The organism is Micromonospora sp. DT68 (assembly GCF_049847245.1).
GTDB classification, from domain to species: Bacteria; Actinomycetota; Actinomycetes; order Mycobacteriales; family Micromonosporaceae; genus Micromonospora; species Micromonospora profundi.
Map to the genome: position 1 here is coordinate 138,481 of NZ_JBNCNZ010000004.1, position 20,862 is coordinate 159,342.

A 20,862-nucleotide genomic window follows, 5' to 3' on the forward strand; every position below is an offset into this window, starting at 1 on the left:
GTCACGCCTCCAGATCCGGCAGGGGGATGCTCGGGAGCACTCCGGCCGCCGCGGCGATCGCGGCGGGCGTCGTGTCGAGGTGTTCCAGCAGGCCGTCGACGTACGAGACGTCGACCCGGACCTTCTGCACGCGGCCGTCGACGTCGCGCATCACGAACTCGCGGAAGCCGAGCCGGCTGGCCGAGTTGGTGTCGGCGGCGGAGAGCGAGGCGAGGGTGGCCTCGTACCCGTCGTTGACCGGTACCCGTAGCAGCCGCAGCGCCTCGGAGGCGATCTCGGCGTCCTCGGCGATCCGGCCGACGAAGACGGTGGAGACCAGGTTCTGCACATCGAGGCCGAGGATGTCGCGGGGGTTCTGCGAGGCGACGAGCGCGGCGAGGTTCCACTTGCGGGAGTCGCGGGCGAGCCGGACGAGGAATGAACGCCCGGAGCGCCAGCCCTCCATGAAGTGCGCCTCGTCGAGACCGACGAGTTTGCGCGACGACATCGACCCGCCGTAGCAGCGGCGGACGGCGAGCCGGTGCGCGGTGTGCAGCATCGGCAGGGCGAGTGCCTCCTCGGCCGACCAGTACTCGCGTTCGATCTTGAGATCGGGCAGTCGTAGCCCGGCCATTGTGATGACCGTGAGCGCCGCGTCGGCACCGAGCAGGCCCTCCGGTGGCCTGCCGAAGAAGAGCATGGCCAACGGCATCTCGGCGGTGTCCAGCAGGAGGTTGGCCAGTTCCTTGCCGGCATCGTCGTCGAGCCGGCCGAGGCAGCTCACCACGTCGTCCAGGGTGGACGTCTCCTCGGCGGGGACCTGCCGGACCGCGTGCCGGAACAGGGTGGCGGTCGACGCCTCCCGGGCCACCTGCGGCGGCACCAACATCATGCAGATGTCCTGGACGAGCATCCGCCGCTCGGCGCGGGCGTTGGAGACCGCGATCTCGAACTCCCGGTCACCGGCGGCCCCGGCGGCGAACTCGCTGCGCAGGGGCGTGGGGATGAGCGAGTAGGGCGCCAGGGTGCCGTGCTCCGAACCGGTCAGGTTCAACACCCGGGAGTACGGCCGCAGCTCGGGCATGGCGCAGAGCCGAGCCAGTGGCCCGGACGGGTCGAGCAGGGTCACCTGGACGCCCCGGCGGGCGGCCAGATAACCCAGGGCGCCGAGCAGGGTCGACTTACCACCACCTGGTTCGGCCACGAAGACCGCGAGCCCGGAGCGTTCGCGGACCTCCATGGGGAAGTGCAGGTCGAGGAAGACAGGGCGGCGGCAGGTGCCGGCGGTCCGGCCGATCAGGTCGCCGCGCCTGTCGCCCACGTTGGACGCGGCCTGCGGGAGTGCGGCGGCGAGTAGCGGGACCGGCATCCGGCGGACGTAGCCGGTGTTGGCGATCGGCTCGCCGGGGATGAACTCGCGGGCCAGCCAGTCCTGGTTCTTCGGGTGCTGGAGCGAGATGCGCAGCTCGCGGGAGTAGAGCTGGATGAGCCGGCGGGCCCGCTCCAGGCATTCCTCCCTGGTCCGGCCGCCGACGGCGATCCGGTGCCAGCCGTGGGCGCGTGCCGAGTCGACGGGCAGCCCGGTGGTCATCTCGTCGCCGATCACCAGCGCCCGCTTGGCGAGCCGTTCCAGCTCGGGGGGCGCGTCGATGCCGTGCTCGGCGTAGTCGAGCTGCTGAGAGCGGATCATCCGCAGTCGGTGTTCGAGATTACGGAACGAGTCGCCGGAGCCGAGGATGTCGACCCGCGTGGAGATCTCCATGGGCCAGGGCAGCCGCTCGTGGAAGTGCAGCCAGGGCTCGTGCCGTTCGGGGATCTCCAGCGGTTCCATCCGACCGACGGCGAGCACCGCGACGTGTCGTTCCTCGCCGGTCATCCGGTTGACCAGCTTGAGAGTCGAGCCGTACGGGGTGCGGTAGCGCTCGACCTGCTCGGTGAGGGCGAGCAGGTCGCCGCGTTCCCAGTGCCCGTCGGTCACCGGGGAGAGCCGGCCCGGGGGCGCCATGCACAGCGCGACCGAGCGGTAGAGCAGCCACTCCAGCTCCTGGGCGGTGACCCGTCGGCCGCGCATGCCGAACGCGCCGAGCACCTCGTCGAACTGTTCGACGGTACGGCCCAGCTTGCGGCGTTCGCCCTCGGCGGTGCCCCGGCCGAACGTGCGCAGCAGCCGCTCGGTGAGCGAGTCGCCGAGTGAGCGCCGGGCGAAGGTGACGCCCAGGTAGGTCTGCCCCTCGGCGTGGTTGACCGCCATGAGGTGCCGTTGGGCGGCTACCAGGTGGTCGGCCCAGCCGGTGGTGCCGGGCACGTCGGCGAGCGGCGCGGGGGTGTGCGCGTCGATGGTGCGCGCCCACTCGTCGGCGGGGAAGGGCCGGGTGGTGCGGCGTAGGTGCAGCCGGAAGCCGGCCAGACCGGCGTACTGCTCGGAGATCGCCGACAGCAGTGCTTCCCGTTCGGCGTCGGGGCGGAAGGCCCAGCGGACCTCGGGCAGCCAATACCAGGCGGTGACCGTGTTGGGGGTGAAGGTCAGGTGGCCGGCGATCTCGGTGATGGCCAGCTCGACCGACGGATCCCGGTCGCCGAACTTGATCTTTGGTGCGCGGACGCGCGTCGGTCGGATCGGCTGGTCCGGGCGGTTCGCGGCGCGGCGTCGGGGCGTGGCGACCTCCCGGCCGGCCGGCTCGGTGCCGACGGATCCGGGTCGCTCCGCGTCGGGTTCGGGGGTGCGCCGCCTGGATCGCTCCAGTGCTGGCCGATCGGCAGTGACGGCCGGGCCCGCTGCCGTCGCCCGCTTCGATGGGCCTGCTGGTCGGTCGGACGGTGCCGTCGACCCGTCGGTCGGAATGGCGGCACCGGGCGCGCTGGTCGGGGCCGGGGTGTGCCCCGTGGCCGGCGCGGGCTCGTTCGGTGGGCGAAGCATGGGCAGCCGGTCGCCGGCCTGGTGCGGCACCCGGGACTCGACGGCCGGGCCGGCCGCGCCGCGCCGCGCTTCGACGGCATCTCCACGCCGCGCCTCAGCGGCAGCCCCGCGCCGCGCCGCGCCGGCATCTTCGCGCCGTGGCTCGACCGGACGGCCGTCGGGCTCGTCCTCGGGGGTCCACGGTGCTTCCAGATCGGGTGCGCGGTCGGGCACCCTCTGAGCCGGTCGGGTGGGCGCTGGCCCCAGGGCGGCGGGCTGCTGCGGAACCGCCGGCTGATCCCGAACGGCGGGGCCGGCCGTCACGGCCCGCGCCGCACCGGGCCGGGCCGCGCCGAAGAGATCCAGGAACGGTGAGTCGATGTCGGCGTTCTCGCCGGCCGACACCTCGGCGGGCTCGGCGGGTGGCGTACGGCGGGTGACCGGCCGGGGAGCCTGGAAAACACCGACCGCCCCGTGACCAGGGGAGGTCACCAGCGCAGGATCGAGCGCCACCTCGTCCTCGGCGTCCGTGTAGTCGAATGACTGCGTACGGTGACCAGCCGGCACGGCCGGGCGGCCGGCCGGGGAACCCGGCGTGGAAGAGCGACTCATGCGGCAGCCTCACCCACAACGTGTGACAAACCCATCGGCGTACGCCCGGTCATGCCAGCTCCTCCCGGATCCTGATCCGGCTGCCGACCAGGCGTGGGTCACGCTGCTCGACCGCCGGCTCCCGTGTACGTCGCCAGTCGGTGAGCGCGGTGCGGATGACCACTCGCGCCGGCCGATCTGGGTCGACGTGCCGGAAGATGAACGACGTGGTCACGATGGCGAGCGCGATCTCCCAGGCCGGGAAGAGCTCGACCGTCAGCGTGAACAGCCAGTGGATGAACATGTAGAGGGGGACGAGCAGCATGAACAGCCCGTACTGGGCGTAGGGCAGGTGGACCGGAAGGGTGTAGCCGGGCGGCCCGAGGTAGACCAGGCGGGCCCGGTAGATGTCGTCGTCGGTGCGCAGCCGCATTTGGTGAACGCGCCTATTCGAAGATCAGATCGATCAGGTAATCGCCGACGAAGAACAGCGTGGCTGCGCCTGCGATGAAGGCCAGCCCGACGATGGCGATGGCGGAGCTCGTCAGCACCTTGGATATCTCGCCACGGCTGGCGCGGCCGATGAAGATGACGCCCAGCACGGCGAGCAGGATCGGCGCGATCTTGCTGGCGAAGAAGGTGACCACACCGTTGGTGTCGATCCCCTTCGGTGCCGGCTCGGCGAGCGGAGCCGACGCCAGGGTGGAGAGCGCGTGGGCGACGCCGGACGACGCCGTCTCCATGAGCTCAAAGGCGATCACTGGAACCTCCCCATATCGCGGCCGGCCGTGCCGCGGCGGTGCAGTAGCCAAGCCTGCGGGAAATGTGCTCACAGGGCGCAGCGAACTCGACCCTGTGTTCGTTACTCACCACGGAGAGTGGCGAGCTTTGGGCGGTTTTTCCCCGCTTCGGCCCTCCCTCCAGGCTTCGCCATCTCGATGCTGGCCAATTCCAAAGCGTACGGGCCGCCCCGGATTGCGACAAGCGCGAAGGGGCTGCCTGATTCTGCCCGGACGACCGATCGTACACCTGTTCCAATGCGCACGTCAGGGGTGGTGGTTCGGGGGATCACCCGGGCCGGAGGGCACCGCCGCCGCGACCGGTACCGTCTAGTCGTGACCGATCTGGTACGGGCTCCGGGCCCGGTGGTGATGGGCGTCCTCAACGTCACGCCGGACTCCTTCTCCGACGGCGGACGGTACGCCGACCTCGACGCGGCTGTCGGACATGGCGTCCGTCTGCGCGACGCCGGAGCGCACCTGGTCGACATCGGCGGCGAGTCGACACGCCCAGGTGCCGAGCGGATCGACGCGGCGACCGAGGCCGACCGGGTTCTGCCGGTCATCCGTGAGCTGGTCGCCGCCGGCGTGTCGGTCAGCATCGACACCAGCCGCGCCCGGGTGGCCGAGGCCGCGTTGGAAGCCGGCGCGGCGGTGGTCAACGACGTCTCCGGAGGGTTGGCCGACCCCGACATGGCCCGGGTGGTCCGGGACGCCGGCTGCCCCTGGGTGCTTATGCACTGGCGTGGCCACTCACGACAGATGCGCGAGCTGGCCAGCTACACCGACGTGGTTGCCGACGTCCGTGCCGAGTTGGGCAAGCGGATCGACGAGGCGCTCGCCGCGGGGGTGGCGGCGGACCGTATCGTCGTCGACCCCGGCCTCGGCTTCGCCAAGACGGCCACCCACAACTGGGAACTCAGCGCCCGCCTGCCGGAGCTGCTGGAGCTCGGGTACCCGCTGCTGTTCGGTGCCAGCCGCAAGTCGTACCTCGGACGGCTGCTCGCCGCCGGGGACGGCACGCCGCGACCCACCGCGCAGCGGGAGGCGGCCACCGTCGCCACAAGCGTGCTGGCGGTTGCGGCGGGCGCCTGGGGAGTACGAGTGCACGACGTGCGGGCCACCGCCGACGCGCTGGCCGTCTGGGCCGCCACCGGCCGCCCGCGACTCGTCGCGACACAGACCAGCCACGGGCGGCTCGAATGAGCGGCGCAGACCAGCCAGCGGCCGCCCACATGAGCGGCGGCACAGACGAACCACGGGCGGCCCGAATGAGCGGCCCGTTTCGGCGGAGCCCACGTGCCGCCGTGGCACCGACCGGTCGGATGGCCGGCCGGCGAGAGGGGAAGTGATGAGCGACCGCATCCAGCTGACCGGCCTGCGGGCGCGGGGCCGGCACGGGGTGTACGACTTCGAGCGGGCGCAGGGCCAGGACTTCGTGGTCGACGCCGTCCTGGAGTTGGACCTGGCCCCGGCAGCCGCCAGTGATGACGTCGCCGCGACGGTCCACTACGGCGAGTTGGCCGAGCGGCTGGTCGCGGTGGTGACCGGTGAGCCGGTCAACCTGATCGAGACACTCGCGGACCGGCTGCTCGCGGTCTGCCTGGCCGACGAGCGGGTCACCACCGCCACGGTCACCGTGCACAAGCCGGAGGCGCCGGTGCCGCACACGTTCACCGACGTGGCCGTCACCATGACCCGGAGACGTACCCCGTGACCCGGGCAGTGCTCTCTCTCGGCAGCAACCTGGGTGACCGGCTCGACCACCTGCGCACGGCCGTCGCCGCGCTCGGCGACGCGGTGCTGGTGGTGTCCGGCGTGTACGAGACTCCGCCGTGGGGAGACGCCGACCAGCCCGCGTACCTCAACGCGGTGCTGCTGGCCGAGGACGACGCCGCCACAGCGCGCGACTGGCTGGAGCGGGCGCGGGCCGCGGAGCGCGCGGCAGGCCGGGTCCGTGACCCGCAGCGGCGGTTCGGGCCGCGCACCCTCGACGTGGACGTGATCGCGGTCTGGGACGACGACGGCGAACCGGTGCTCAGCGACGACGAGGACCTGACCCTGCCGCACCCCCGGGCGCACCTGCGCGCGTTCGTGCTGCGGCCGTGGATCGACATCCAGCCGTACGGGCGGCTGCCCGGTCACGGCTGGCTGACAGACCTGCTCACCGCCGGTCCCGTCGCCGACGACGCGCTGGAACTGCGCCCCCGGCCGGAACTGGCGTTAGAGTCGACGGCATGACCGAGTGGAGCCGGCCGGCATGACGCAGGCGAAGACCCCACCACCGGGCGGGCCCGGCCAGGACCGGTCACGGATGGGCCCCACCCGCATCTCGACACTGGTCGTGGCGGCCCTGGCTGCGGCGGCGGTGGCCTGGCTGTTGATCAGCTCCTTCTACTACAGCAGCATCCCCGAACTGCCCTGGCTGCCGGTGGTGACACTTGCCGCGCTCGCGGTGCTGGAGGCGTATGCCGCCGTCAACACCCGGGGTCGCATCGACCGTAAGCCTGGCCGGGATCCGGTCAACCCGTTGCTGGTCGCCCGGTTCGTGGTGCTGGCGAAGGCGTCGGCGCTGGCCGGCGCCATCTTCGCCGGCTTCTACGCGGGCCTCACCGGATGGCTCTTCGTCGAGAACACCCGAGCCGCCACGGAGGATCGCCCGGCCGCAGCGGGCGGAATGCTGGCGTCGTTGGCGCTGGTCGGTGCCGCGCTCTGGCTGGAGCGTTCCTGCCGGGTACCGAAGCGGCCGGACGACGACCACGAGCCCGACCAGCGCGAGAGTCACCCAAACCAGCGCTGAGCCGAGGGGTTACGCCCGGCTCCGGGCGCGGGTACGGTGCCTGCGATCGGAGAGCAATGGCCGCCGCCGATCCGTCCGTGCGCGGGACCGAGGACGGCCGGCCACTGGGGAGGCGGCGCCATGGCGTACGAAGAATCGGGCCGGGACCGGCCGGTCGAACCCTCATCCGGGGTTCCCGCAGCCGTCCTGGAGAACGTTTTCGACGACCCCGCGCACGGTGAGCCCGGCCGGGACCGCCTCGGCGTGCACGTGGGTTGGGAGTTCCTGTTGCTGGCCGGCCTGGCAGCCCTGGGCTGGCTGCTCTGGCGGGCCGACCCGGACGTGTTGCGGGGCGCGGCCCTGCGCACCCTGCTTGTCAACGCGGTCGGGCTCGGCCTGCTCGCTCTATCCGCCGGTCTGAGCCTGCGTACCGCTGCCCCGAACCTGGCAGTGGGTCCGGTGGCGGTGGCCGCCGCGCTGCACTACGCGGAGCAGGGCGACCGGGGCCTGACGGCGTCAGTGGGGTCGGCCGCCGTGGTCGCCGCGCTGGGTGGGCTCGTCCTGGCGCTTGCCGTTGTGGTGTTGCAGGTACCCGGTTGGGCGGCGAGCCTGGCGGGGGCCGCCGCCGTGGTGGTGTACATCGAACGTCGTTCGGCACCGGTGCTGGTGCAGGGGGACTACGAGCCCACACGGTCGGCCGGCTACCTGTTCGCGGGCTTCGCCGCCGTCGCGGTCCTCGGCGGGGTGTTCGGTGCGATCCGGTCGATCCGCAAGCTGGTCGGCCGCTACCGGCCGGTCGCCGATCCGGCCCGCCGCCGGGGCGCGCTGGCCGCCGTGATCACCGCGTTCGCGCTGGTCTGCTCCACCGTGCTGGCCGCGCTCGCCGGCACGCTGCTGGCCGCCAACAACCCGGGGCCTGTGACACCCGATTCCGGACTGGACTGGACCCTGCTGGCGGTCGGGGTATCCCTGCTGGGCGGCACCAGCGCGTACGGCCGCCGGGGTGGGGTGTTCGGCACCGTGCTTGCCGTCAGCCTTGTCACCGTCTTCCTGGCGTACGCGCCGGAGCGTGGCTGGACCGTGAGCCTCTGGGCGGTCGGCGGCGTGGCGTTCGGCGTCGGACTTGTGGTGACAAGGCTTGTCGAGACGTTCGGGCGGCCCCGGCCGGGCAACGTCGACAAGCTCGAGCCGGTCGGCGACGGCACGATCAGCACGGGCTGGACGATGGCCCGGTCACAGCCGGCCGACAACTGGCCCCCGACGTTGCCGACGCCACCCGCGCCGCAACCTGTCGACCCGTGGCGGGATCCGCGCTGGGAGGACGGCCCGCGCCGCTGGGACACCGACGACAGGTGAGCCACGCCGTCCGTCGAGCCGAAGCTGATCTCGACCGTTAGGCTCGGCGGCATGACCGACACACCTGCCGCCACCGCAGGCGGATCCTCGTTCGAAGAACTCGACGCGTTGTCCACCGAGGAACTACGGGAACGGGCGTTCGCCCTGGCCCGGGAGCGTCGCGACGTGGGTTTCTTCTGGTCGGTGCTGCGACACCTGCCGAACGCGGACGAGGCCACGGTGCTGGACGGCGCACCGAACTCGATCGGCCCGACCATCGACGAGGCGAACGCGCTGTGGCGGGAGCTGACCGGGCACGGCTACGAGGAGTCGGCGCCGCTGCTGCGGGCCGCCTTCATCGACTACCTGATGAAGCACTGAGCCGCTCGGTGCAGCCCAGGTCCACCCGACCGGCAGGTTCCGGGCCTGGGCGGATGAGAGGGCTCGTCAGCCGCTCCGGCCCGGTCAGCCGGTACGGGACGGCCGCAGGCACCGGGGCGCTCGCCGTCCTGCTGCTTGTCGGCATCTGCGGCAGCCCTGCGTACACAGGTTGGGCCGCCGACACGCTCAACAGCCCGGACTCGGCCGGCGGCTACTACCTCCGCCTCCTCGCGTGGCCGGCCTGGTCGGTGGACGCCGACGGGCAGGCCGGCGGGTTGTTCGCCGCCAACCTGCGGGCCGTCCTACTGGTGATCCTCGCCGTGGCGCTGCTGTATCTGCTGCCCGCCGCGCAGGTCGCCCGCGTGCCGGGCTCGATCAGCCAGTTCTTCTCCGGCTGGGCTGCGTACGTGCTCGCCGGTGGACTCGCCGCCGTGCTGGCGGCGCTGCTCGGCCCGGACCCGTCGATGCTCGGCGCGTTGCAGGGCGCCAGCGTGGGTGCCGGCTACGGCTTCCTCACCGGCTGGATCATCGGCACCGCCAGCCTCGGTGGTCGTGCCTGACCCGACCGGCGGTCGCTGCGGCAGTGCGCCGCTGCGGGTCAGCTCGTCGGGCGGCCGAGGTCGAGCAGACGCTGCCGGCTGAGCGCGCCGACCGGTCGGCCGCCGTCGGTCACCACGAGGTGGTCCCGTCCCGAGGTGAGCAGCACCGCCAGCGCGTCGTACGCGGTGCCGTCCAGTGGCACGGTGGGCAGATCGGTGTCGGTGTCGCCGGGCACCGGCTCCAGCGCACCCCTGTCGAGCTGGGTGACCGCCAGCCGGCGGATGCCCCGGTCGGCGCCGACGAACTCGCTGACGAACGAGGTGGCAGGTGCGCCGAGTAGAGCGGCGGGCGTGTCGTACTGCTCCAGTTGCCCGCCCTCGGAGAGCACCGCGATCCGGTCGCCGAGCCGTACGGCCTCGTCAAGGTCGTGGGTGACAAGCACGATCGTCTTGCGGACCTCGGCCTGGAGGCGGAGGAACTCCTCCTGCAGTCGGGCCCGGACGATCGGGTCCACTGCCGAGAACGGTTCGTCCATCAGCAGCACCACCGGGTCGGCGGCGAGCGCGCGGGCCACGCCGACCCGCTGCCGCTGACCACCCGACAGCTCGTGCGGGTAGCGACCGCCGAACTGGGCCGGGTCCAACCCGACCAGGTCCAGCAACTCGTCGACCCGGGTCCGGGTCCGCTCGCGGGACCAGCGGAGCAGGCCCGGCACTGTGGCCACGTTCGCGCGTACCGTCTGGTGTGGAAAGAGGCCGACGTTCTGGATCACGTAGCCGATGCGGCGGCGCAGCCGCACCGGGTCGACGTCCGTGACGTCCTCGTCGCCGAGCATGATCCGCCCTGCGGTCGGCTCGATCAGGCGGTTGATCATGCGGAGGACTGTCGACTTGCCGCAGCCGGACGGCCCGATGAGCACCACCAGTTCGCCAGCCTTGACCTCCAGGCTGAGCTCACGGACGGCTTCGGTGCCGTTCGGGTAGCGCTTCTGGATGCCCTGCAGGGAGATCGATGCCGCGCGAGGGGAGCCGGCCACGCCGGGGGCCTCCGGGGTAACGTCCACGTATGTCCTTCCGCCTGAGCTACCGGGCAGACCCGGGTAACCCCTGGTTCTCCTGGCAGTACGTGCGGGACAACTCTGACACGATCGTCGCCGCCTTGCGTGAACACGCCTCCCTCACCGGGCGCGCGGTGCTTATCGCGGTGCTGATCGCCCTCCCGTTGTCGGTGCTCGCGTACTGGGTGCGCCCGCTGGCCGGCCCGATCCTCGGCATCACCGGCGTGATCTACACCATCCCGTCGCTCGCGCTGTTCGCGTTCATCGCGCCGTACCTGGGCACCGGCACCACGACAGTGCTCGTCGGCCTGGTCCTGTACGCGTTGCTGCTGATCGTCCGCAACGTGGTGGCCGGGCTCAACCAGGTGCCACCTGAGGTCCGCGAGGCCGCCGAGGGCATGGGCTACGGCCGGTGGCGGCGGCTTTTCCGGATCGATCTGCCGCTGGCGATCCCGGGCATCCTGACCGGGCTGCGGCTGGCCACCGTCTCGACTGTCGCGCTGGTCACCGTCGGGGTGCTGGTGGGGCATGGCGGCCTCGGCCAACTGATATTCGCGGGCTTCCAGAACAACCTCTACAAAGCCGAGATCATGACCGGCACGGTGCTCTGCGTGGCGCTCGCGGTGCTGCTGGACCTGCTGCTGGTGCTCATCGGCCGGCTCGTCACCCCCTGGTCCGCCCGGGGTGCCCGGTGAGCGCCGCGGCCAACCCGGTACGCCAGGCGGTGCTCTGGCTCAACGACCCGCTGAACTGGACCAACCCCGGCGGCATCCTGGACCGGCTCGGCGAGCACCTGACGATCTCCGCCCTGGCGGTGGCGCTCGGCTGCCTGGTGGCCTGGCCTGTCGGCCTGTGGCTCGGGCACGCCGGGCGGGGCGGCGGCCTCGTGGTGCTGGTGTCCAACGCCACACTGGCCATCCCCACCCTGGCGCTTCTGACCATCCTGCCGCTGACGTTCCTCGGCTTCGGCCGTACACCCGTGGTTGTGGCGTTGGCCGTCTTCGCGGTCCCGCCGCTGCTGGCAAACGCCTACACCGGCATACGTCAGGCGGACGCCGAGGCGCGCGACGCGGCCCGCGGAATGGGTCTGTCCGGCGGGCAGGTGCTGCGTCGGGTGGAGTTGCCGCTGGCGGTGCCGTACCTGGCCGCAGGCTTCCGCACCGCCGCCGTGCAGGTGATCGCCACGGCGGCGCTGGCGTCGTTCGTCAACGGTGGCGGCCTCGGCGAGATCATCCGCACCGGGTTCGGGCTGAGCATCGCGGCCGGCGGAGGTCAGATCCTGGCCGGTGGTGTGCTGGTGGCCGGGCTCGCGTTGCTTGCCGAGTTGCTCCTCGGCATCGTCGAACGGCTGGTCACCCCACGCCCGCTGCGGCGTGGGCGGCAGCGCGCCGGTCGGCCCCTGCCTGCCGACGCCACCGGCCGCGCCTGACGCCCGCTTGCCGGTGGCCCGTCCGAGTGAGCAGAAGGCGAAGCGGCGACCGCCGGCGGGACGTTCGGTGACGATGCGGTGACGATGCCCATTTCAGGTTGTCGGTCGGTTGCGGACCATGTTGGGTGGATAGTCGCGGGCGGCCGACAGTCAGGATCGCCCGTCGGACACGCGGCCGGCCCGGGACGGGCCGCGCCGGGACACGGAAGGCGGGCACATGCGCGCACGTACACGTCTGGCGATGGGCGCGATCGGCGCCGTCGCCGGAGCAGCGCTCCTCACCGGCTGCGGTGATGCCGGTTCGTCCGGCACCGACGCGCCGCAGACGAGCGCGTCCGGCGCAGGGTGCGCCCCGGTCGCCGGCCAGCAGCTCGTGGCGCTGGAGGACGACAAGAAGCTGCAGAACTCCGACAACGTCATTCCGGCGGTCAATACCAAGGTGGCCACCCCGGAGCTGATCGCCGCTCTGGACAAGGTCTCCGCGGCGCTCGACACTCCGAAGCTGGTCCAGCTCAACAAGACCGTCGACGTCGACCGCAAGACTCCCAAGGTCGCTGCGGAGGAGTTCGCCGCCGCGAACAACATCACCACGGGCATCGCCAAGGGCCCGGGCGGCGAGATCGTGGTCGGCGCCGCTAACTTCAGTGAGAGCCAGATCCTGGGCGAGCTGTACCGCGTCGCGCTCACCGCGGCCGGCTACCAGGTCAAGGTGCAACAGATCGGCAACCGGGAGCTCTACGAGCCGGCGCTGGAGAAGGGCGAGGTCCAGGTCGTCCCGGAGTACGCGGCGACGATGGCCGAGTTCCTCAACACCAAGGCCAACGGCCCGAACGCCCAGCCGGTCTCCTCGCCCGACATCAACGCCACGGTGACGGCGCTCAAGGCCCAGGGCGACAAGGTGGGCCTCACGTTCGGTGCACCGGCCGCCGCGCAGGACCAGAACGCCTTCGCGGTCACCCAGGCGTTCGCCGACAAGTACGGCGTGCGGACCCTCTCCGAGTTCGCCACGAAGTGCTCCGGCAGCGCCACTGTGCTGGGTGGCCCGCCGGAGTGCCAGCAGCGTCCGTTCTGCAAGCCGGGCCTGGAGAAGACGTACGGGCTCTCGGTGGGCTCGTTCTCCTCGCTGGACCAGGGCGGTCCGCTGACCAAGAACGCGCTGCGTGAGGGCAAGATCAGCGTTGGTCTGATCTTCTCGTCGGACGGTGCCTTCGCCACCAGCTGACGCACTTACGGCGTGCCGGCGACGCCCCCGTCCCACTCGGGCCGGGGGCGTTCTCCGTCCGGTAGGGCCCGTTCCATCTGGTGGAAATCGTCGGTAGGCTGCACATCCATGTCAGCCCCGGCCACCCCCGACGCCCGGCGTCAACCGCTGCTGCTGACCGTGCTCTTCTGGGCCGGCGTGGGCCTCGCCCCGCTGGCTGCGCTGATCCTGCTGGTCGCCGACGGTAACGGTCCTCTGCGCTTCGCGGCGGTACTCGCCATCCTGGCCGTGGTGTTGATCGGTCTCTCCATCGCGTTGCGGCCGGACAACGCTGGCGCCTCGGCGCGGGCCGACGAGTTGCTGGACGAGATCGAGGAGGTCCGGCGGGAACTACGCGCCGAGATCGTCGCCGCCGCCCAGCGCGGCAACCAGGCTCTCGACCAGGCGCAGCGTGCGCAGGAGGGCGTCGCTGCGGTCCGCCGTCGCCTCGACGCCACGGGTGCCGCCCTAGCCGGTGCCACCCCGGCGGCCGAACCCGCAGGCGCGGGCCGTGCGCGGGTGCCTGCCGCCGACCCCGTCGACCAGGCACCGCCCGCCCGCAGCCGGGCCTCGGTTCCCGCCGACGCGCCGGCCGCTCGGGCCCGGGTTTCGGTAGCGGACGACGCCCCCGCCCGCTGGGGCGGCCAGGAGCGCCCCGACGACGACGAGCCCGCGTACCGCAGCCGCGCCGCCGCGGACGCCGGCCCCGAGCAGCCCGCCGCCGGCCGGCACGGGGCAGAGCCGCGCACCGGGTACGGCTCGGTCCCCGGCCCCCGCGAGCATGACCGCCCCCGCGAGCATGAACGCCTCGAGCCGGCGCCCCGGCCGGTCGGTGTGGTCCGGCACACCGAGACGGTCCACGTCACCACCCGGCACACAGTTGTCGACGGCGGGCAGGCCGAGCCGGACGGCCGCTACGGCAGCGGGTACGCAGGCCAGTGGACCCCGCCGGCGCAGGAATGGACCCGGGGCGGTGGCGGCGCGCAGGGGCGTGCACGGTCGGCCGAGCACTCGTGGGGCGACCAGGAGAACCCCCGGCCCGCGTACGACGACGACCGCCCCCGTGCCGCCCCGGCCGCCTGGAACGCGGACGACCACGCCCGTCCCGCCGACGACCGTTCCTGGGGTGGGCAGCCGGTGACCCGTGGTGAGCCGGCCCGACCGGGCGTACGGGACGGCTGGGGACCGGCCCCGGAGGCGGCTCCCCGCCGCGACGAGCCGCAGTGGACCGATCCGCGCGACGCCTACGCCCAGCCGGAGGAACCCGCCTGGAGTGCCCGGTCGCAGCGCGACGACAGTGGCTGGACGCAGTCCCCCCAGCCGGGCCGGGCCGGTGCCGCGGCACCGCAGTCCGGTCCTCCCCTGCGGGCTGACGACACCGGCGAGTACTGGTCGCAGTTGCGTGCCGGCGATCGGTGGGCGGCCGTCCGCGACGACGAGCACGGCCGTGAGCTGCACGTCGGCGAGCGCCGGGCCGAGGTGCACGCAGACGGTACGGGCACCGAGTACCGGATGGCCGACCGCTGGGCCTCCGTCCGCCACGAGGACCCGAGCCGTCGCGAGGACCCACGCCGGCCGGACGACTCACGCTGGTCCGACGACTCACGCTGGCAGGACGACCCGCGCCGGCAGGACGACCCGCGCCGGGGCGAGCCGGCGGGACGGGCGGCGCTGCCGGCAGGTGGGGTGCCCGTCCCGGACGAGTGGCGCCCGCCCCGCCAGCGTGGCCACGAGCCGGAACCCGCACCCGAGCGGGCCGGTCGGCGGCGGGTCGACGAGCGGTACGGCTACCCGCCGCAGGACGACGTGCCACGCGCAGGTGGCGCCCCGGTCACCGACCGCTGGCGCTGACTCCGCAACCGCAAGCAGCCACAACGGCCGCCGGGTCACTTGTCGATGTCGCCGACCACAAAGAACATCGAGCCGAGGATCGCGATCAGATCCGGCACGAGGCAGCCGGGGAGCAGGGTGGCGAGCGCCTGCACGTTGGCGTACGACGCGGTGCGCAACTTCAACCGCCACGGCGTCTTCTCACCCCGGGACACCAGGTAGTAGCCGTTGATGCCGAGCGGGTTCTCGGTCCACGCGTACGTGTGGCCCTCCGGAGCCTTCAGCACCTTTGGCAGCCGGGTGTTGATCGGCCCGGTGAGCTGGTCCACCCGGGCCAGGCACTGCTCGGCGAGGTCCAGCGACGCGTACACCTGGTCGAGCAGCACCTCGAAGCGGGCGTGGCAGTCCCCGGCGGTCTTCGTCACCACCGGCACGTCCAGCTCGTCGTAGGCCAGGTAGGGGTCGTCGCGGCGGAGGTCCAGGTCGAGCCCGGAGGCCCTGGCCACCGGGCCGGACGCGCCGAACGCGGCGGCGTCGGCTGCGGACAGCACTCCCACGCCCACTGTGCGGGCCAGGAAGATCTCGTTGCGTCGGATCAGGTTGTCCAGGTCGGGCAGTCGTCGACGTACCTCGCCGATGGCCGCCCGTGCCCGCCCGGTCCAGCCGTAGGGCACCTCTTCCTTGAGGCCGCCCACCCTGTTGAACATGTAGTGGATCCGGCCGCCAGAGACCTCCTCCATCACCGCCTGGATGGTCTCCCGTTCCCGGAAGGCGTAGAACATCGGCGTGATCGCGCCGATCTCCAGCGGGTAGGAGCCGAGGAACATCAGGTGGTTGAGCACCCGGTTCAGCTCGGCGAGGGCCATCCGCAGCCAGGTGGCGCGCTCCGGCACCTCCATGCCCATGAGGCGTTCCACAGCGAGCACAACGCCCAGCTCGTTGGAGAACGCCGAAAGCCAGTCGTGCCTGTTGGCAAGCACGATGATCTGCCGGTAGTCGCGGACCTCGAAGAGCTTCTCGGCCCCCCGGTGCATGTAGCCGACGATCGGTTCGCAGGCGATCACCCGTTCGCCGTCCAGCACCAGCTTGAGCCGCAGCACGCCGTGCGTCGACGGGTGTTGCGGGCCGATGTTCAGCACCATGTCGGTACCGAGTTGTTCACCGCCGGTCCCGGCGACCAGGCCGGCCCCGGTGCCGACGGTCAGTTCACGGAGGTCCCCGGCGTCGGTGGTCATGCCCGTCATCGTGCCACGGCCGGCGCGAGCTCGATGCCGACCGGTTGGCGCAGCCACAAGTGCCCGCCGAGTCCGGCCGGGTCGGTCAGCTCGGCCACCGCCGACGCGGCGGCCAGCGCCCGCACGTACCCTGCCGGGTCGGTGCCGGCCAGGCTCAGCGGCGGTCGGCCGCCGTCGGCCCCGAGCGCCCGCAGCGCCTCGGACTGCGAGACCAGGGAGTACGCGCACAGAGCCACAGCCGCGCCAGCGGATGCGACGGAGTCCATTGCCACGTGCGCTGTCACATCGCTCGACCCGTCCGGCACCGGAGGCACCTGCCGCCCACCTCGATACCCGGTCAACGTCCCGTCCACCGGCCTGCTCTCCCGCAGGTGCCCGTAGTCGACAGCGACCGCGAGCCCACGTTCGATCTTCTGCACCGCTGCCGCCCAGGCTTCGTCCCTGCTCCTACCTATCTCTGCGCGTGCGTTGCCGTTGGGGGTTTCCGGGCAGCCCGGCCGGCTCCGGGCGGTCAGGCTTGATCCCTGCGCCGGCCGGGCTGGCCGGAAACCCGACTCGCTTCCGCTTGTCGCGTCGGTCCAGGTCGAGGCCGGATCCGGGTCGCTGTCCGCACCTGATGACGGTGGGTCCGAGGGCAGGGGCCACCACGTTGTCAGCCACTCAAGATCAGCAGTGCTGACCAGCTCACCAACCGTCTCGGCGCCGCTGTCCGGGTCGACCAGCACGTATCGCCAGCCATCCCCGGTGAGCGCCGCCACGTCGAGCGGAACGTTGTCCAACCACTCGGTAGCGATCAACAGTCCGGTTATCCCCGCCGGAATCTCGGACACCCACTCGATCTCTTCAGGCAGGTGCTCGGGTCGAGGTGCCAACTCGACAGCCGTGAACCGCACCCGCTCCGCGAGAGACGTACGAGCAGCGGCGAATGACGGATCGCCGGGTGACCGGCGGGCGGAGGCCGTGGAAGTCAGGGTTTCCGGGGAGCCCGCCCACGCAGGGATCAAGCCTGACCGCCCGGAGTGGGTGGGCTCCCCGGAAACCCCCACCGCAACCCCGACGGCCTCGACGAGCCTCTGCAGGGTGAGCAGCAGTTCTCCCCGCCCGGCGCCGACGTCGACCACGGAGAGCCGAGCAGGGTGGCCGAGAGCAGCGTCGACCTGCGAGAGAAGGCGCAGCAGAGCGGCGGCGAACGCCGGGGAGGCGTGCACGCTGGTGCGGAAGTGGTCGGCCGGGCCGGTGCCGGAGACGAAGAAGCCGCCCGGCCCGTAGAGGGCCCTGTCCATGGCGTCCCGCCAGCGGATCGACATCAGTTCACTCCGGGGTCAGGGTGCGTCACCGTGCCGACCCTACGACCTGAGGCGGTGAACGTTTTCACACATCCTGTTTGGGTTCTGCGGCGCGGGAGCATACTTGCGATCGACCGGTACCCCTTCTCGAGGACTGGATCGTCGCCATGAGCGCACCGTTGCGCCCGCGTCCGGCCGCCCAGCTTGGGCCCGCCGTGCCGTGGGATCGCGCCGTCACCGGCGCCCCCGCCACATCCCGCCTGCTGACCGTTGGCGTCGTCGGCGCCGGCCGGGTCGGTGCCGTGCTGGGCGCGGCCCTCGCCGCAGCCGGGCACCGGGTGGCAGCCGTCACGGGTGAATCAGGTGCCAGTCGCGCCCGGCTCGCCCTGCTGCTGCCCGAGGTGCCCCGCCGCCCGGCCGCCGCCGTCGCGCACGCCGCCGCCGACCTGCTGGTGATCGCCGTGCCGGACGACGCGTTGGCCGGGGTGGTCGCCGACCTCGCCGAGCGGGGCGCGCTGCGCCCGGGCCAGGTGGTCGCGCACACCTCCGGCGCGCACGGGCTGGCCGTGCTGGCCCCGGCCGCCGCGGTCGGCGCCCGCCTGCTCGCCCTGCACCCGGCAATGACCTTCACCGGTACGCCTGACGACCTGGCCCGCCTGGCCGGCATCTCGTACGGGGTGACCGCCCCGGCCGAGCTGCGCCCGTTGGCTGCCCGGCTGGTGGCCGACCTTGGTGGCGTGCCCGAGTGGGTGGCCGAGACGGACCGCCCGCTCTATCACGCCGCGCTGGCACACGGTGCGAACCACCTGGTGACCCTTGTGAACGAGGCGGCCGACCGGCTGCGTGACGCCGGGGTGTCCCGGCCGGAGAAGGTGCTCGCCCCGCTGCTGCGGGCAGCCCTGGAGAACGCGCTGCGGCTCGGTGACGACGCCCTGACGGGCCCGGTCTCCCGGGGCGACGCCGGCACTGTCGAGCGGCATCTGGCCCGGTTGGCGGCCACCGCACCGGAGTCCGTCCCGGCCTACCTGGCTTTGGCCCGGCGTACCGCCGATCGGGCGATCGCCGCAGGCCGGCTGCGGCCTGTGGACGCGCAGTCGCTGCTGGGCGTGCTGGCCGACAGCGATCGGGAGGTGGCGGCATGACGCAGCTTGTGCACACGCGGGCCGAGCTGGCCGAGGCGCGGGCCGCGCTGAAGGGCACCGTCGGCGTGGTGATGACCATGGGTGCCCTGCACTCCGGGCACGAGACGCTGCTGCGGGCCGCCCGGGAACGGGCCGACCACGTGCTGGTGACGATCTTCGTGAACCCGCTGCAGTTCGGGCCGAACGAGGACTTCGACCGCTATCCGCGCACCCTCGACACTGACCTGGAGGTGTGCCGGCGGGCGGGGGCCGATCTGGTGTTCGCCCCGTCGGTGGCGGACATGTACCCGGACGGTCAGCCCCGGGTGCGCCTCGATCCGGGGCCGCTCGGCGCGGAGCTGGAGGGCGCCAGTCGTCCCGGCTTCTTCCACGGTGTGCTCACCGTGGTGCTCAAGCTGCTCCAGCTCACCCGGCCCGACCTGACGTTCTTCGGTGAGAAGGACTATCAGCAGCTCACCCTGGTCCGGCGGATGACGCGGGATCTGGACGTGCCGGTCGAGGTGGTCGGCGTACCGACCGTGCGGGAGCCGGACGGCCTGGCGCTGTCCAGCCGCAACCGCTACCTGAGCGAGCCCGAGCGGGCTGCGGCGCTGAGCCTGTCCGCCGCGCTGCGTGCCGGTGCCCGGGCCGCCGACGACGGCCTGGACGCGGGGGCGGTGCTTACCGCCGCGCACGCCGCGTTCGGTGCCGGTACGCCCGGCGCTCAGCTCGACTACCTGGTGCTCACCGATCCCGAGCTGGAGCCGGGGCCAGTGTCCGGGCCGGCGCGACTGGTGATCGCCGCCTGGGTGGGAAGCACCCGGTTGATCGACAACGCGGCCGTCCACCTCGCCCCTCGCTCCTGACCCGGCCGCACCCCTCCACCACCTTTCGAAAGGCCAGCCCCGATGCTGCGGACCATGCTCAAGTCGAAGATCCACCGAGCCACTGTGACCCAGGCGGACCTGCACTACGTCGGCTCGGTGACGGTGGACGAGGACCTGCTCGACGCCGCCGACCTGCTCCCCGGCGAGCAGGTCGCGATCGTGGACATCACGAACGGCGCCCGGCTGGAAACGTACGTGATCCCGGGTGAGCGGGGCAGCGGCGTGATCGGTATCAATGGTGCCGCCGCCCACCTCGTGCACCCCGGTGACCTGGTCATCCTGATCTCGTACGGGCAGATGGACGACGCCGAGGCCCGGTCGTACCGGCCCCGGGTCGTGCACGTGGACGCCGACAACCGGGTGATCGAGTTGGGTGCCGACCCGGCTGCGGTGGCCCCGGGCACGGCCGGCGACCCGGTGCCCAGCCCGCTAGCCGTGTCCGGCGTCTGACCCCACGCGACGCGATTCCGGTCTGTCACCGGAAGGTCATTTCCGGTTACCCTTGGCACGCCGTCGGAAGACGGTCGGTGCTGGGGGAGGCCGCGATGCGCCGTGCCATGACGCCTGTGCTCGCCTCTGTCGTCGCGGCGGTGCTGCTGGTCGGCTGCGGTGCGTCCGGTGACCTGGACGGTGACCTGACCGACGACTGGGCGGCGTTGCCGCCGGCCACGGCGTTCACGCCGGCCGCCGGTGTGTGCCAGGCCGCCGACTTCACCGAGGTGGTCACCCTGGCCAGCTACCAGCCGATCGACTGCGCCGGCCCGCACCGGGTGGAGACCGCGCATGTGGGGGCGTTTCCGGTCGAGCGGGCCGCCGTCCCGGCCAACGGGTCGACCGAGTTGCGCGGCGCGTTCGCCGAGTGCGACACCAGGGCCTCCGCGTACGTGGGCGACGACTGGCGGGCCGGGCGGCTGCGGTTGTCGGTGGCGCTGCCGTCCGGGCCGGGTTGGGCGGCCGGCTCCCGTTGGTTCCGATGTGACCTCACCGAGTTGACCACTGTCGAGGCGGCGGCCACCGTGGTGGTCCGGTCGGGCAGTCTGCGGGACGCGCTGAAGGCGCCCTCCGGGCTGCGGTTGGGCTGCCAGCAGACCCGTGGCGGCGCGGGCAGAGGTGTGCAGACCCTGGTCCCGGTGGAGTGCGGCAAGCAGCACGATGCCGAGTTCGTCGGGGTGTGGCGTGCACCGGACCGGCCGTACCCGACCCGGGACGCCGACTGGGTGCCGCTCTACGACGGTTGCCGCAGCATCCTCGGCCGGTACGTCGGCGTTCCGGACGACGCCGACCTGCGGTTTCGCAGCGGCGTGGTGGTGCGGCCACCGGGTGCTGGCCGTTGGCGGGTCGGTGATCGAGGCGTCCGCTGCTACCTGTGGCTCAGCGACCGTACGGTGACCGCCTCACTGCGCGGCGCGGGCGCTGCCGGCCTGCCGGTCCGGACGAAGTGACAAGCGGGGCCGGTCGGCGCGGCGGGGCGACCGCCGGACGGGGTAGCCCAAACCA

21 protein-coding genes are annotated in these 20,862 nt (G+C 72.5%); 15 read left to right on the forward strand and 6 right to left on the reverse strand.

Annotation, left to right across the window (positions count from 1 at the left end; translation table 11 throughout):
* Position 1 precedes the first annotated feature (1 nt).
* The 3 genes from ACPXB1_RS09175 to ACPXB1_RS09185 are packed head-to-tail and all read right to left on the reverse strand — an operon-like array spanning position 2 to position 4,227.
* A complete protein-coding gene (locus ACPXB1_RS09175; RefSeq protein WP_355590096.1) occupies positions 2-3,487 on the reverse strand; it encodes an ATP-binding protein in 3,486 nt (1,161 codons plus the stop codon).
* 49 nt (positions 3,488-3,536) lie between these two features.
* Complete coding sequence (locus tag ACPXB1_RS09180; RefSeq protein ID WP_053654782.1) at positions 3,537-3,899, reverse strand: hypothetical protein; 363 nt, start codon at positions 3,897-3,899, stop codon at positions 3,537-3,539.
* A 13-nt stretch (positions 3,900-3,912) separates the two neighbouring features.
* The gene (locus tag ACPXB1_RS09185; RefSeq protein WP_053654780.1) at positions 3,913-4,227 is read right to left on the reverse strand and encodes a hypothetical protein; all 315 of its coding nucleotides are present in this window, start codon (positions 4,225-4,227) and stop codon (positions 3,913-3,915) included.
* 354 nt (positions 4,228-4,581) lie between these two features.
* On the opposite strand from ACPXB1_RS09185, the gene folP reads away from it, so the two are divergent.
* The 7 genes from folP (at position 4,582) to ACPXB1_RS09220 (ending at position 9,300) form a co-directional block, all read left to right on the forward strand.
* Complete coding sequence (gene folP, locus ACPXB1_RS09190; protein ID WP_355590093.1) at positions 4,582-5,451, forward strand: dihydropteroate synthase; 870 nt, start codon at positions 4,582-4,584, stop codon at positions 5,449-5,451.
* A gap of 145 nt (positions 5,452-5,596) precedes the next feature.
* On the forward strand, positions 5,597-5,962 hold the full coding sequence (folB, locus tag ACPXB1_RS09195) for a dihydroneopterin aldolase (RefSeq protein ID WP_355590090.1): 366 nt from the start codon (positions 5,597-5,599) through the stop codon (positions 5,960-5,962).
* Complete coding sequence (folK, locus tag ACPXB1_RS09200) at positions 5,959-6,486, forward strand: 2-amino-4-hydroxy-6-hydroxymethyldihydropteridine diphosphokinase (RefSeq protein ID WP_425735056.1); 528 nt, start codon at positions 5,959-5,961, stop codon at positions 6,484-6,486. The genes folB and folK overlap by 4 nt, the downstream gene beginning before the upstream one ends.
* Positions 6,487-6,505: 19 nt before the next feature.
* Positions 6,506-7,045 (forward strand): DUF3180 domain-containing protein, encoded by a 540-nt coding sequence (locus tag ACPXB1_RS09205; RefSeq protein ID WP_355590084.1) that lies wholly within the window; start codon positions 6,506-6,508, stop codon positions 7,043-7,045.
* Between the two features lie 120 nt (positions 7,046-7,165).
* A complete protein-coding gene (locus ACPXB1_RS09210; protein ID WP_355590081.1) occupies positions 7,166-8,380 on the forward strand; it encodes an ABC transporter permease in 1,215 nt (404 codons plus the stop codon).
* A gap of 51 nt (positions 8,381-8,431) precedes the next feature.
* Positions 8,432-8,740, forward strand: a complete 309-nt coding sequence (locus ACPXB1_RS09215) for a hypothetical protein (RefSeq protein ID WP_053654772.1) — start codon at positions 8,432-8,434, stop codon at positions 8,738-8,740.
* Between the two features lie 53 nt (positions 8,741-8,793).
* Positions 8,794-9,300, forward strand: coding sequence for a hypothetical protein (locus ACPXB1_RS09220; RefSeq protein WP_355590078.1), 507 nt, complete (start codon positions 8,794-8,796; stop codon positions 9,298-9,300).
* Between the two features lie 38 nt (positions 9,301-9,338).
* Here ACPXB1_RS09220 and ACPXB1_RS09225 read toward each other — a convergent pair whose 3' ends face one another.
* Entirely contained in the window at positions 9,339-10,343 is a 1,005-nt protein-coding gene (locus tag ACPXB1_RS09225) for an ABC transporter ATP-binding protein (protein WP_425735057.1), read from the reverse strand.
* A gap of 2 nt (positions 10,344-10,345) precedes the next feature.
* On the opposite strand from ACPXB1_RS09225, the gene ACPXB1_RS09230 reads away from it, so the two are divergent.
* The 4 genes from ACPXB1_RS09230 (at position 10,346) to ACPXB1_RS09245 (ending at position 14,857) form a co-directional block, all read left to right on the forward strand.
* Positions 10,346-11,032, forward strand: coding sequence for an ABC transporter permease (locus tag ACPXB1_RS09230; RefSeq protein WP_355590072.1), 687 nt, complete (start codon positions 10,346-10,348; stop codon positions 11,030-11,032).
* Positions 11,029-11,766 (forward strand): ABC transporter permease, encoded by a 738-nt coding sequence (locus tag ACPXB1_RS09235; protein ID WP_355590069.1) that lies wholly within the window; start codon positions 11,029-11,031, stop codon positions 11,764-11,766. The genes ACPXB1_RS09230 and ACPXB1_RS09235 overlap by 4 nt, the downstream gene beginning before the upstream one ends.
* Before the next feature lie 217 nt (positions 11,767-11,983).
* On the forward strand, positions 11,984-12,988 hold the full coding sequence (locus ACPXB1_RS09240; RefSeq protein WP_425735058.1) for a glycine betaine ABC transporter substrate-binding protein: 1,005 nt from the start codon (positions 11,984-11,986) through the stop codon (positions 12,986-12,988).
* 108 nt (positions 12,989-13,096) lie between these two features.
* The gene (locus ACPXB1_RS09245) at positions 13,097-14,857 is read left to right on the forward strand and encodes a hypothetical protein (protein WP_425735059.1); all 1,761 of its coding nucleotides are present in this window, start codon (positions 13,097-13,099) and stop codon (positions 14,855-14,857) included.
* 35 nt (positions 14,858-14,892) lie between these two features.
* On the opposite strand, the gene ACPXB1_RS09250 is transcribed toward ACPXB1_RS09245, so the two are convergent.
* Together ACPXB1_RS09250 and ACPXB1_RS09255 are read right to left on the reverse strand one after the other, a co-directional pair.
* Entirely contained in the window at positions 14,893-16,080 is a 1,188-nt protein-coding gene (locus ACPXB1_RS09250; RefSeq protein ID WP_355627857.1) for an NADH-quinone oxidoreductase subunit D, read from the reverse strand.
* On the reverse strand, positions 16,077-17,378 hold the full coding sequence (locus tag ACPXB1_RS09255) for an SAM-dependent methyltransferase (RefSeq protein ID WP_355590060.1): 1,302 nt from the start codon (positions 17,376-17,378) through the stop codon (positions 16,077-16,079). The genes ACPXB1_RS09250 and ACPXB1_RS09255 overlap by 4 nt, the downstream gene beginning before the upstream one ends.
* A gap of 146 nt (positions 17,379-17,524) precedes the next feature.
* On the opposite strand from ACPXB1_RS09255, the gene ACPXB1_RS09260 reads away from it, so the two are divergent.
* From ACPXB1_RS09260 to ACPXB1_RS09275, 4 genes are all read left to right on the forward strand, one after another.
* Positions 17,525-18,499, forward strand: a complete 975-nt coding sequence (locus ACPXB1_RS09260; protein WP_355590057.1) for a Rossmann-like and DUF2520 domain-containing protein — start codon at positions 17,525-17,527, stop codon at positions 18,497-18,499.
* Positions 18,496-19,344, forward strand: a complete 849-nt coding sequence (gene panC / locus ACPXB1_RS09265) for a pantoate--beta-alanine ligase (protein WP_355590054.1) — start codon at positions 18,496-18,498, stop codon at positions 19,342-19,344. Before ACPXB1_RS09260 ends, panC begins: the two co-directional genes overlap by 4 nt.
* 42 nt (positions 19,345-19,386) lie before the next feature.
* On the forward strand, positions 19,387-19,815 hold the full coding sequence (gene panD / locus ACPXB1_RS09270) for an aspartate 1-decarboxylase (RefSeq protein WP_355590051.1): 429 nt from the start codon (positions 19,387-19,389) through the stop codon (positions 19,813-19,815).
* A gap of 107 nt (positions 19,816-19,922) precedes the next feature.
* On the forward strand, positions 19,923-20,807 hold the full coding sequence (locus tag ACPXB1_RS09275; RefSeq protein ID WP_425735145.1) for a septum formation family protein: 885 nt from the start codon (positions 19,923-19,925) through the stop codon (positions 20,805-20,807).
* The last annotated feature ends 55 nt before the right edge of the window (positions 20,808-20,862 follow it).

Excerpts from the sequence above, each read along its gene's own strand:
- ACPXB1_RS09175 (WP_355590096.1), bottom strand. The coding sequence starts at position 3,487 with ATGAGTCGCTCTTCCACGCCGGGTTCCCCGGCCGGCCGCCCGGCCGTG.
- ACPXB1_RS09180 (WP_053654782.1), bottom strand. The coding sequence starts at position 3,899 with ATGCGGCTGCGCACCGACGACGACATCTACCGGGCCCGCCTGGTCTAC.
- folB (WP_355590090.1), top strand. The coding sequence starts at position 5,597 with ATGAGCGACCGCATCCAGCTGACCGGCCTGCGGGCGCGGGGCCGGCAC.
- ACPXB1_RS09205 (WP_355590084.1), top strand. The coding sequence starts at position 6,506 with ATGACGCAGGCGAAGACCCCACCACCGGGCGGGCCCGGCCAGGACCGG.
- ACPXB1_RS09210 (WP_355590081.1), top strand. The coding sequence starts at position 7,166 with ATGGCGTACGAAGAATCGGGCCGGGACCGGCCGGTCGAACCCTCATCC.
- ACPXB1_RS09215 (WP_053654772.1), top strand. The coding sequence starts at position 8,432 with ATGACCGACACACCTGCCGCCACCGCAGGCGGATCCTCGTTCGAAGAA.
- ACPXB1_RS09220 (WP_355590078.1), top strand. The coding sequence starts at position 8,794 with ATGAGAGGGCTCGTCAGCCGCTCCGGCCCGGTCAGCCGGTACGGGACG.
- ACPXB1_RS09230 (WP_355590072.1), top strand. The coding sequence starts at position 10,346 with ATGTCCTTCCGCCTGAGCTACCGGGCAGACCCGGGTAACCCCTGGTTC.
- ACPXB1_RS09240 (WP_425735058.1), top strand. The coding sequence starts at position 11,984 with ATGCGCGCACGTACACGTCTGGCGATGGGCGCGATCGGCGCCGTCGCC.
- ACPXB1_RS09245 (WP_425735059.1), top strand. The coding sequence starts at position 13,097 with ATGTCAGCCCCGGCCACCCCCGACGCCCGGCGTCAACCGCTGCTGCTG.
- ACPXB1_RS09250 (WP_355627857.1), bottom strand. The coding sequence starts at position 16,080 with ATGACGGGCATGACCACCGACGCCGGGGACCTCCGTGAACTGACCGTC.
- ACPXB1_RS09255 (WP_355590060.1), bottom strand. The coding sequence starts at position 17,378 with ATGTCGATCCGCTGGCGGGACGCCATGGACAGGGCCCTCTACGGGCCG.
- ACPXB1_RS09260 (WP_355590057.1), top strand. The coding sequence starts at position 17,525 with ATGAGCGCACCGTTGCGCCCGCGTCCGGCCGCCCAGCTTGGGCCCGCC.
- panC (WP_355590054.1), top strand. The coding sequence starts at position 18,496 with ATGACGCAGCTTGTGCACACGCGGGCCGAGCTGGCCGAGGCGCGGGCC.
- panD (WP_355590051.1), top strand. The coding sequence starts at position 19,387 with ATGCTGCGGACCATGCTCAAGTCGAAGATCCACCGAGCCACTGTGACC.
- ACPXB1_RS09275 (WP_425735145.1), top strand. The coding sequence starts at position 19,923 with ATGACGCCTGTGCTCGCCTCTGTCGTCGCGGCGGTGCTGCTGGTCGGC.